Source organism: Muricoccus vinaceus (genome assembly GCF_042433125.1).
Classification (GTDB): Bacteria; Pseudomonadota; Alphaproteobacteria; order Acetobacterales; family Acetobacteraceae; genus Roseomonas; species Roseomonas vinacea.
Genome location: NZ_JBHLVZ010000089.1, coordinates 17,624 through 28,571 on the forward strand (window position 1 = coordinate 17,624; position 10,948 = coordinate 28,571).

Sequence of the window (10,948 nt, forward strand, 5' to 3'; positions counted from 1 at the left end):
GGGTGCCGAACGCCATCCCGTCGCACCGGATGGCCGGAGGTGCCGCCGTCGCAGCATGGCGCGCGGCTCCCGCACGAACGAATGCTCCAGAGCTGCCGGCCATGGCCCTCCCCTGGATGCTCGGGGTGGCATGGATCGGTTCGGCGGGGGGGACATGGGCCGGCACGGCGGCGGCTTAGCCCGCGCGCCCACCCGCCGGAAGGGGGCGCGGCCCTTCCACCGGGCGGCGGATCGTCGTAGCGCAGCCCGTCCCAGGAGCCTTGAATGCTCGAAAGCCTGATCCCAGCGAACATGCCCTCGCCGGCATCCCTTGGCCCCGTCGTCGCGATTGTCGCCCTTTCCGCCCTGTTCCGCGGCTTCACCGGCTTTGGCTTTGCCATCATCGCCGTGCCCCTGCTGAGCCTCGCGCTGCCACCCCTGCTCGCGGTGGCGCTGGCGGCCGGGTTGCAGTTGCTCGGGGGGCTGATGGATTTCCGCGATGCCTCACGTGCCTGCCACTGGCCCTCCGTCCGCTGGCTGGCCGCCGGCGCGCTGGTCTCCTCGCCCTTCGGCACGCTGCTTCTGGCCTGGCTGCCGGCCGATGCGGCGCGGCTGGTGCTGGCCGGCGCCTGCGGGGTCGCCGTGCTGGCGCTGGTGGCCACGCCCGGCTTCCGCCATCTGCCGGGACGGGCCACCACGGCCGCGGCGGGCGTCCTGTCCGGGCTGTTCAACGGGATGGCCGCCATGCCCGGCCCACCGGCGCTGGCTTATTACCTGGCCCTGCCCCTCCAGCCCGCGCAGGTTCGCGCCTCGTTGATGGTCTTCTTCCTCTTCTCCGCGTTCCTCTCCTCCGCCAGCCTCGTGGCGATCGGCGCCGTCGGACAGCGGGAGGTATTGATGGTGCTTGCGGGGATGCCGCTGATGCTGGCCGGATCGCGGCTCGGGGCCGCCCTGTTCCGCCGTGCCGGAGGAGCGCACCGCAACGTCGCCCTCGCCACCCTCGCGCTGGTCGCGCTCCTCACGGCGGCGCGCGGCCTTGCCGGGCTGTTCGGAAGCGGCCCGTGAAGACACGGCGCCACCACATCACCAGCGGCCTGGGCAGCGTCCGCGCCTGGATTCGCGGCACGGAACCTGGGCTGGTCATGCTGGCCGCCATCGCCGGCGTCCTCGCCGGCGCCCTCGCCTCGGCGATGAGCGGCGTGGCCCAGGGCATGCACATCCTGCTCTTCGGTCCGGAGGGCACCCATGGGCTCAGCGCCATTCGGGAGATCGACCCGCTTCGCGCCCTGACCCTGCCAGCCCTGGGCGGGCTGTTGCTGGCCGCGGTGAACCTGGGCCTGGCCCGCTGGCACCCGCGCGTGCCCGTGGACCCGATCGAGGCCAATGCCCTCCATGGCGGGCGCATGGCGCTGCAGGACGGCGCGGTGGTGGCCGGGCAGAACCTCATTTCCAACGGCTTCGGCGCCTCCGTGGGGCTGGAGGCCGGCTACACCCAGGTGGCCGGCGCCTTCGCCTCGCGCATGGGCATCCTGTTCGGCCTCCGGCGCGGGGACCTGCGCGTGCTGGTCGGCTGCGGGGCGGCGGGTGCGATCGCCGCCGCCTTCGACGCCCCGCTCACCGGCGCCTTCTATGCCTTCGAGCTGGTGATCGGCACCTACACCATCGCGAGCCTTGCGCCCGTGGTGGTCAGCGCGGTCGCGGCCACACTGGTGGCGCGCATGTTCCACGGGCAGACCTATGTGGTGCAGCCCGGCGGCGTCGCCTCCCCGGGGTGGGACGGCTATGCCAATGCGCTGCTCGTGGGACTGCTTTGCGCGCTCGCGGCCATCGCGCTGATGCGGAGCGTGGGCGCCATCGAGGCCGGGTTGAAGCGCGGCGTGCGCTATGCCTGGCTGCGCCCCGCGGCGGGTGGCCTCGCGGTCGGTGTGCTCGCCCTGCTCGCGCCCGGCGTGCTCTCGGCCGGGCATGGCGCGCTGCACATGGCCTTCAACACGGAAGGACCGGTGCGCGCGGCGTTGCTGCTGCTCCTCCTGAAGGCGCTGGCCTCGGCCATCTCGCTCGGCGCCGGCTTCCGGGGCGGGCTGTTCTTCGCGTCGCTCCTGCTGGGGGCCCTGCTGGGCAAGGTGGCGGCCGCGGCGCTCAGCCTGCTGGGCTTCGGGCTGGTCGATCCGCTCTTCCTCGCGGTGGTCGGCATGAGCGCCTTCGGCACGGCCATCATCGGGGCTCCACTGGCCATGACCTTCATGGCGCTGGAAACCACGGGCAACTTCCAGGTCGCCGGCGCCGTGCTGACGGCTGTGGCCGTGACGGGGATCACGGTGCGGCGCCTGTTCGGCTACTCCTTCGCCACCTGGCGCTTCCACCTGCGGGGAGAAAGCATCCGCTCCGCCCACGACGTGGGCTGGCTCAAGGAGCTGACGGTGGGCCGCATGATGCGGCGCGACCTGCGCACGGTGCCCGCGGGCACCCAGCTCGCGACCTTTCGCCGCAACTTCCCCCTCGGCTCGGCCGAACGGGTGATCGCGGTCGACGAGGCCGGGCGCTATGCCGGCATCGTCCTCGTTGCGGAGGCCCATGCCGCCCCGGCCGAGACGGAAACGGCAGGGGCGCTGCTGCACCACCGCGAGGCCGCGCTGCTTCCCTCCATGAACGCCAAGGAGGCAATGGCCGCATTCGACGCGGCGGAGGCGGAGGCCATGGCGGTGATCGACAGCGCCGAGGGCCGCCGCGTCCTCGGCCTCCTTACCGCCAGCCACGTGCTCCGCCGCTACGGCGAAGAACTCGATAAGAGGCGGCAGGAGGAGGTGGGGCTTGCCTGATGCCGAACCTTTGTCCCGCATGTCGTCGAAGCTGATCCGAATGATGTCACCGCCCTGCGCGCGGGAAGCGCGTCTGGCGCCCGTGTCGCGGTCGATCATGCAAGCGACATGGGAAAGAGTCGGAGCGCCCTCTGCGGGTCACCAAGGCCGCTGTGCATTCCGCGTTGCGCCGCCGTCGTCAGGGCTGCCGACCGACAATCCCGGACGAAGCGTGCCGCCGCATGGCACTAGCGGTCAGGCTTATGGGAGTGACCTGGGCAGTGCCGCGACGCTCATGTGGCGCGGATGGCAAGGGGGCGCCGCCCTGCGACGCAGGTGGTCGTGCCGGCCCCCTCTTCCGCTCCATCACCTGATCAAGCCCGCACAACAGGGGCAGACCGGCGTCAGGAGCCCAGCGGGCCTGTCGGCAGCAGGTCAAGGCCCTGGTGGTGAGCGGAACGGCTGACCCAAAGATTGACCGCGCAGATTGCGCTGACGCCAACGAGAAATGCGAACATGGGAGTGGCTCCATTTGCCTGTTCCTCCCTATTCCTCCCCTCATGTTGCATCGCACCATGCCACCTTCAAGTGAACTTTTGTGGCCCTGCTCGCTCGACCCGCTCCGGTGCGCGGGCCGGGCCGGCGTCATGGCATACGCCAGAAATCGCCCTCCGCATGGTTCAGCGGCGGCGGGGCGAGGAATGCCTCGCCTCTCGGAGCGGCAGTGCGGGGGCGGCGCGGCAGAGCAGGAGGTGGATCAGAAGGATGGCCGGCTGCCCAGATATCGCCAGGCTCCGGCCGCAGCGTCTCCAGTCGCTCAGCTCGCCCGGTGATCTGACGCATGGTCGAGAGATTGGAGGAGACCGGTGACAGCGCTGGCGCTGCACCGTAGGGCTCCGGTCCGGCGCAACCCGCCGCCACCAGCAGGCCAATGATAGACAAGTACCGCATCAGGCCCCCTTTCCCGGCTCATTCACGCCGGACGGCGGCAGGTGCCCCGTGTCCAGCCGGGCGTCGGCAAGCTATGGCATCGGTTCTGCCACCAACTCAATCCTTTGGAAGCGACCTCTGCCTTCGCGCGGGCTGCGGGGGGCTTGCCCCACCTTGAGTAAGCAGGCAGCCCCTTTGTGTTCGCGTGGATGACGGCGCTTCGGAACTCGCACTTGAGGTCACCGGCTATGCCTGCGGACTTGGTCGGTCGGGACGCCAGCAAGGTTTGTTCGCATCTGACGAGCCTCCCTCCTCCGCTGGCTTCGCGGACCCGTCCGTGGCTCACGAAGAGCTATACGAGCTGGTCCCCTGCTTTTCGCTTTTCGGAGCAACTGCTGCACGCCCTTGGAGCCACGTGCCGTAAGGCCGCCCGGCCGTCGAGGCATTGTTCGGCTTCAGCCAAGCGGTGACGGCCCTCACCCGGGCTGACTGCATTGATGCCACCGCGCGGAGACAGTGCCGGCCATGTATGCGTCACTTGCGGTTGATCATGGATTTTTGACGATGGAAGCCGACGAAAGCTTGGCTGGATCAGCCCGTCCTGGCCATGCAGTGCAGCAACGCGGCGCTGAAAAAGGCCGCCGTCCAACGAAGGTGCTACACCCGAAAAGCAGAACAATAAATAAGATCACTCCGCCGTCATCTGAACATAGCGTTTTTGTGAAGGTTTACTGAGCCGCGCCCCTAACTGCTGCCCGGTGGCCACGGCTGCAATGCGGGTGGTCGGTAGGCCAAGCGCTCGCGGCCTCTCCGAATGCGGAACGAGACGATGACGGCACCTCCTGTCCTCCTGCTGGTGGAAGACCACGACTTCGTCTTGGAGTTCCTGCAGTGCATGTTCCTTGAAGCCGGGAATGATGTCGTGGGGATCAACGATGGCGTAGCCGCTCTGACAGCCCTCAGGACGGACATCGATGGGTTTTCAGCTGTCATGGCGGACATTCAGTTAGGCTCCCGCGGTCCGGGCGGCTGGGACGTCGGCCAGCAGGCCCGCTCGCTCGCACCGCGCTTGCCAATCGTCTACCTGACTGGGAATGACATGCATGATTGGTTAGCCAGAAGCGTTGCGAAGAGTGCCTTGGTCAGCAAGCCCTTCAGGTCGGACTATCTCATCCAGGTCGTTGCCAATGAGTTGGTCGAGGCCACGCGCTCGTGCGTCCGCGCGCAGCAAGCCACAATCCTCCCCGGCGTGGGCGTACGGAACGGCAGCATGGCACGCCATTCACTGCCGCAGGCGCTTGCGGGTAGGGGTCGTGTGGGGACTTGATGCCGTAGGAGCGCCATGACCGGCGCTGCGGAACAAATGCTCTGGGAGGCGGCGGACAGGTCGATGATCGAGCGAGCTCAATCACACCCTGCGCAGCCATGGCCCATTGCCTTTCGCCGCCTTGTCGCTGTGCGGTCCTGGCGTGAGCACGGAAGTTGCCGAGGCTGACTTCGGCTTGCCGACGATTCGGACGCCGGTTACTCCCGGCAACGCCAACCCCTTCTCCTTCAATCTGTTCGGAACTCTCGCAACGGGGCTCTTCGGGCACTTGGACTACAACACTGAGCCTGAACTCGCCTCGATGTTTGCAGGCGCCAGCTTTACCGGCACCTTCGGCACCGACTTCGCCCAAGGCCGCACGGCCCCACTCTGCAACGATGAGCGTGCCATCTCGAGTTCTCGCCTCCCGTGCCCGAAGCTGGCGTGCTTGCCGTTGCTCGGGATGGGTCTGACTGGCGAGAGCTGATCGGGCGCGAGCGGGCGGCCCGAACGCAAATGGCCGGCAATAACGTCAGCCGCTGAAGGCCCTCGGCCGCTTACAGATGGTTACCTTTCGCAGAAGCTGTGCAGTTGCATGCTCCACGCTGTTAAGGCTCAAGCGGCGCCGGTGTCAGGTTTGACAGGAGGAACCCCATCACTGTTCGATGCGTCGCAATCAGGAAGTCAGGTTCTATGTCTTCACATCCGAACAGACTGTCGTTGCGGGCGGAGGACCATGTCCTCCAACTCCAAGGTGAAGTTCAGGCTCTGCAGGGTATGCTCGCCGTTCTCATCGCACATGTCGCGCTCCTGAGCCCCGCTCCAGTTGCTCGGCGTGACGAGATCCTGAATAGCATGAACGCGATGCTGCCTGGCGCGCTCGCGAAGATCGAGCGTGATGGTTCGCCCGAAGGAGCAGCTGGCTTTGAGCGAGCTGTCGAAGCCGTGACGAACCTAGCGCGCAATGCGATCAAGATAGAGCCCACTGCGCCGCCACAGCAAGGCGATACGAACCGCTCGGGCTGACTTGAGGCAAACCTGGCCATGCTGCCTTTCCCGCCGCGACGTCGCAGGCGGACGCATCGTTGGTGGTCTCGCAAGCGAAGGAACAGCGGGATGAAGTGGGCAGGATGCGCGCTCTGACGAGCCAACGAGACAGCCGGATGCGCATGCGCGCTGGCCAGCGGGTCGGCAGGCCGCGCGCAGGAGAGGCGTGGGTCAGCGGCATCTGCGCGGATCAGCGTACCAACTCCGGCCTTTCCCTTCCGTGGTGAGTAGGCCTGGTGCCTCCGCGGCCTCCTGCTCGGCTTGCTCGTACTGGCAGCCTTCCTCACCGGGATGGCCGAGCACGAGCTGTGGTCCTTTTCCCGCGTACTGGCCTCGGACGCTGCCTGGGGCGACCTGACCGCCGGCTCGGCTGGTGCCATACCGGCGGCAGTCGCGATCGGCAGCTGGAGCGCGAGCCTGCTGGGCCTGCGCATGCCCGACCGGACCGAGCGGTGGATCATGGGCCTGTCCTTCGCCTGCGTGCCGCTCATCGTGCTGCTGCCACTGGCTTCCGGGGTGGTGGCCGACGTGGTGCTGTCCGCGAAGGGCTACCAACCTTGCCGCGTCGAGCCAGGCCGCCGCTTCCTCGGTGTCCGTTATGATCGCGCCGCACCGGATCTGTGCCCCTGATGGCATCGGGCGTGACTGTCGGCCTTCTGTGCGAGCGGGCCTGCTTTGCCGTGATCTGCGGGCAGCCGCACCTCGTCCTCCCGAAGATGGTCGAGGCGGCGCGCACATCCTCCAGCGGCGATGGCCCGGTGATGTGCGAGGTGCCGCAAAGGCCGACCGAGGAGGACAGCCGCGCCGTTCACGCGTCCGCCACGCAACGCCGCATGGCCGAGCCGGCACCACCGCCCGGCTGCATGGAGGACGAGGCGCTCTCACTGGCCGCCGCCGATCGCGGGAGGAGCTCGCCAGCCGGCGCCGCAGCCTGGCTGGCCCTACAACCGCTCCCCCTGAGCACCGCGCGCGGCTCGCCGGACATGCCGCTCCACATTGCGGAGGGCATGTTAGCAACGCTCTGGCGCCGCTTGGCCATCCTTCTCTTCCCCGTGGAACGCACGCTGCCTTACCGCCGGGTGCCACGCAGCGAGCCCGCCCGTAACTCAAGCTGGTTCATCTTCGTCGTGGTTCTGCCGGTTTGGACGGGGCTGGCCCCATTGAGGCTGTGGCTGCTGCTGACCACCCTATGGGACGACCGCAGCTCCAGTGTTCCGGACAAGCTGTGGCAACGGCTCGCAACGACAACCTGCATCGCACAAATTTCACTCCCAGGGGCTGGCGCAAGGTCAGGCGCAGGAGGAAGCACCACTGAACCGACACCGGAAGCACTCCAACAGAGCCTCCTGCACTGCGTGTCTCTCCCCAACGCCAATTCGAGTCGCGCCGTGCCCTACATCACTTTACTTGCCCAACGATACGGTCGGGCAATAAAGACCGCACGGTCAACATACGGCCTGATCTTTGGAGACGCGGTGGATGTGTGGAACCATCGACACGATACAGATCGTGTCCGTCGCCGCTCTGGCTGTCTTCGTCGTGGTGTTCTGCATCGAGATGCGCCGGTTGGCCCTTAGCTTCAAGGCTCCGCCCCCTGCTTCCACCGTCGCGCCCCTGGCTCCGGTATCGACCTCGCTGCGGCATCCCTCCGGGCCGGTCCCGAACGGACGTGAGAACTTCGAAGCCGGGCACCGGGTCAGAGGGATCGCGGAGGCGCTAAGATCGCAGAGGTGCTAAACGAAGGCCAAAGGAAGCGGCCGGATTTGGCTGATCTAGCATGAAGGGCCTCCGACAGACCGGCGATCGCTGGTGCCTAAGCCGTCACGGCAAAGCGCCGTTGATGGTACGGGCGCAACGTGGTCAGTTTGCACTTGACCTTACCGGTTGGTAACGCATGGTGACCCGATGAAACGCCTCGCAATCTTGTTCTTGGCTATCCTGACTGGGTGCGCCCCAGCAAACGCCCCGCCAATCGTCGCTGCCCAGCCACCGACGCTTGCGGCTGCTTCTGGCTCTGCAGCGGTCGTTGCCCCTGCCGCGGCAACGCCCATGCGGATCATCGTGGTGCACTGGAAGATCCGCCATGGAATGGAGGATCAGTTCCTGCATTATTGGTCTACCCGTGCCTTGGTGGCGGACCGGTCCGGGCTGGTGGCAGAGTTCCTTAGTTCCCCAGCCGATCGCCAGCGGTTGCCGTGGATCATTTGGAGCGGCCTGGATCCGCGCTGGACCTCGTTTTACAACGTGGGACTTTGGCGAGATGAGGCTGCCTTCCAGGATCAGATTGGCCGCTTCATCAACAACAGCAGGCCACCCCTGACGTTCGAGGCGGCACCGCGTGAACGTGTATTGCTGACGCCTGAGCGCTGGCGGGTCGGCGCATCGCCGCTGCTCGCCGCCGATGCGGTAGGGGTCCAATGAGGCCGGCCGACTTGGCCTGGCGTGAGGTGCTGGCGGGTCGCCCAGGCCGACCTCGGCCGGCCGTTTGGACGTTCCGGTACCCCGGGCCCGTATACACCCGCCGCACCTTTGATGCGCTCGCGTTGTACAGCGTCTGGGGGAGTGGTGTAGGAGCTGACTGTCGCTGAGGGGCGGTCACCGCAGCGGTTCTCGGTAATGTTTGGGTGGTCGAGAACTACGACCCCGGCTACCAGACCGACCACAGTGACCGATGACGAGCCTGGCCTTCGCGAGATGCTGGCGAAAGGCTCGGACGCCACCTTCCTGCGCAAGATGGTCGGCTGTGCTTCCCAACGACTGCTTGAGCTGGAGGAGGGCGAGGTGATCGGGGCCAAGCACGGCAAGCGTGAGGTGACCCGCAGAAGGTAGTGAGGCGTTTGGGTTTGGTGGTCCGGATCCAGCGTCAGCCCTCGGCGGCTACGGAGCCCTTCGACAGCCCTGAAGGGCCTGCCAGAGAACGAAATTCCTGCGGCGTGCTCTGGCCAAGGGCCATGTGAGGACGGCTCTCATTGTAGTCGCGTCGCCAAGCCTCGATCTCCCGGCGGGCCTCGGCCAGCGTCTTGAACCAGTACAGGTTCAGGCACTTATCCCTGAACGAGCCGTTGAACACCTCAATGAAGGCGTTGTCCGTCGGCTTTCGCAGCCAGGAAAAGTTGATCCGCGTGCCGTAGTGGTCGGCCCAGAGGTTCACGAGGGGGCCGGTGAACTCCGCGCCGTTGTCCGCAAACAGGGCCTCTCCCAATTCATTGGTCAAGTCTGTTCGCCAGACTTGCTTGTGGACACACGGGCTGGTGAGGTTCGGGTTAGACTATCAATTGTGAGTCGTTTACGTCCCTCTTCCATGATCCGGACCTTGCTCTGCGTCGCAGCCTTGTTTGCCACGACATCCGCCTTTGCCCAACAGCTTCTGGGGACCTATCAATCCTGGGGTGCTGCCGCGCATTGGGAAACTAGCGGGAAGGTCTGCTACGCCTTCACCCAGGTGGTCGGCAGAGCGAGTCCGAACAGCATACTGGTTGTCACGCACCGGCCACGGGGACGGAACTTGGTTGCGCTTCGGATCGGTCGCACCCTTCACCGGAATGCCAAGGTGACAATCACTGCTGGATCGACGGATCTGCAGTTCTACACAGCGGAGGGCACAGCCTTTGCGAGGAATGGCCTTGCCGCAATCGCTGCTTTCCGCAAGGAGCGCGTCGCAGTGGCACGGAGCAGCCTTGCTCGTGGACGCAGCACCGCTCGCCGTACGTTCTCCCTCATGGGGTTCGGCGCTGCCTATGCTGCGATGACACGCGCGTGCCCCCCTGCCGCACCCCGTCGTATCGGCTCCGGCGCCTCCCGACGATGATCCTGAGCATCGTCGCCGAACCAGCACCGCACCCAGACCGCCACACCAGCTCGGCGTATCAATGGCCGGCCAATTACCCGTGAGTTCTTGTGCCTCTTATCCGCACGGCGCCATGCGTCTGTCGGCGCGGCGAAGAAGCTTCGGGAACAGATCCTTGGTCAAGGAACCCCGGAGCATAGCCAGCGCGCCTTCAGCCAACTTCACGTCGGCGCGGCAGTATGGATTTTGCGGCTTGTCACCCCGCTCCTAATTGGCGGGGCGCTCAGCGCGAGCGTAACTCCAAGCTCCCTTCGCCGGGCACCACGTTCGACGCCCTCGCGACGTCGCTGGCGGTGGTGGCGCTGCCCAGCCTGATGGGGATCGACCCTTCCGTCCCTGCCACCGCAGCACGCGCCCTCTGGCGCGTACCGGGAACCGCGACCGCAAAGGCCAGGGCCGGCGCTAGCCCGCGTGACCTGCTGAAGGGAGGCGACAAGGGCCGCTCCTTCACACGAGACCCGCAGATCGTGCGCGCGGCTGTCGGTCGTTCCGTTCGTCTCCATGGAGGCACCTGTCCGAGCGCCTTGCTCCGCGAGACCCTGCTTGCTCGCGCCGAGGCGGGGCCGGGCTCCGCGCCGAAGCTGGATCTCCGTCGCGCCGTTGCTGCCCTCGCCGGTATCATCCACCAGCTTTCCGATATAAATGCGCAAGTTACCTCCTCCATCCCTCCTGCCCTTTCTGCAGGGGCGGAATGCACAGGGGGGGGGCTTGGCTCAAGCCTGCCGCTTCGCCTCCGCCTGGTAACTCCATCATGGCGGGGAACTCCGCTTCGTCGACAACACGGGCCAGGACACTGAGCCAGATGAACCTCTCGCCCGTTCTCCGCCCGCTAATTCGGGGGACTGGCACAATCTCACCCAAACTGAAGCTGCCTTTGCTCCAGACTCCTGGCTGCGCCCGGCTGATGCTGGATGGAACGAAGCAGACAGCTTCCTTCACAGCCCGCACAGTTATAAGCCCGGCGGTGATTTCTGACTTTCTTGGGGTTCCGTCGTGTCGCGTGAGGTGATTCGCTTTTCCTGCCGACAACGGTGGGAGGGC

General features: G+C 66.5%; 8 protein-coding genes and 2 pseudogenes. 9 read left to right on the forward strand and 1 reads right to left on the reverse strand.

What is annotated here, in order from left to right; genetic code table 11:
- Window positions 1–264 precede the first annotated feature (264 nt).
- From ACFFIC_RS26195 to ACFFIC_RS26235, 9 genes and pseudogenes are all read left to right on the forward strand, one after another.
- Complete coding sequence (locus ACFFIC_RS26195; protein WP_377055978.1) at window positions 265–1,044, forward strand: TSUP family transporter; 780 nt, start codon at window positions 265–267, stop codon at window positions 1,042–1,044.
- Window positions 1,041–2,798, forward strand: a complete 1,758-nt coding sequence (locus tag ACFFIC_RS26200; RefSeq protein WP_377055980.1) for a chloride channel protein — start codon at window positions 1,041–1,043, stop codon at window positions 2,796–2,798. The genes ACFFIC_RS26195 and ACFFIC_RS26200 overlap by 4 nt, the downstream gene beginning before the upstream one ends.
- Before the next feature lie 1,738 nt (window positions 2,799–4,536).
- A complete protein-coding gene (locus ACFFIC_RS26205; RefSeq protein ID WP_377055982.1) occupies window positions 4,537–5,034 on the forward strand; it encodes a response regulator in 498 nt (165 codons plus the stop codon).
- Window positions 5,035–5,176: 142 nt separating this feature from the next.
- A complete protein-coding gene (locus ACFFIC_RS26210; protein ID WP_377055984.1) occupies window positions 5,177–5,500 on the forward strand; it encodes a hypothetical protein in 324 nt (107 codons plus the stop codon).
- 290 nt (window positions 5,501–5,790) lie between these two features.
- The gene (locus tag ACFFIC_RS26215; protein WP_377055985.1) at window positions 5,791–6,039 is read left to right on the forward strand and encodes a hypothetical protein; all 249 of its coding nucleotides are present in this window, start codon (window positions 5,791–5,793) and stop codon (window positions 6,037–6,039) included.
- Window positions 6,040–6,351: 312 nt separating this feature from the next.
- Window positions 6,352–6,690: a hypothetical protein gene (locus tag ACFFIC_RS26220; RefSeq protein ID WP_377055987.1), complete on the forward strand. Its 339-nt coding sequence runs from the start codon at window positions 6,352–6,354 to the stop codon at window positions 6,688–6,690.
- Window positions 6,690–7,637 (forward strand): hypothetical protein, encoded by a 948-nt coding sequence (locus ACFFIC_RS26225; RefSeq protein WP_377055989.1) that lies wholly within the window; start codon window positions 6,690–6,692, stop codon window positions 7,635–7,637. Before ACFFIC_RS26220 ends, ACFFIC_RS26225 begins: the two co-directional genes overlap by 1 nt.
- A gap of 472 nt (window positions 7,638–8,109) precedes the next feature.
- Window positions 8,110–8,481 (forward strand): hypothetical protein, encoded by a 372-nt coding sequence (locus ACFFIC_RS26230; RefSeq protein WP_377055991.1) that lies wholly within the window; start codon window positions 8,110–8,112, stop codon window positions 8,479–8,481.
- A 243-nt stretch (window positions 8,482–8,724) separates the two neighbouring features.
- A pseudogene (locus tag ACFFIC_RS26235) lies at window positions 8,725–8,880 on the forward strand (IS256 family transposase); the annotation flags it as partial.
- A 43-nt stretch (window positions 8,881–8,923) separates the two neighbouring features.
- Here the strand turns inward: ACFFIC_RS26235 and ACFFIC_RS26240 are convergent.
- Window positions 8,924–9,250: pseudogene (locus ACFFIC_RS26240) on the reverse strand (integrase core domain-containing protein); the annotation flags it as partial.
- Between the last annotated feature and the right edge of the window lie 1,698 nt (window positions 9,251–10,948).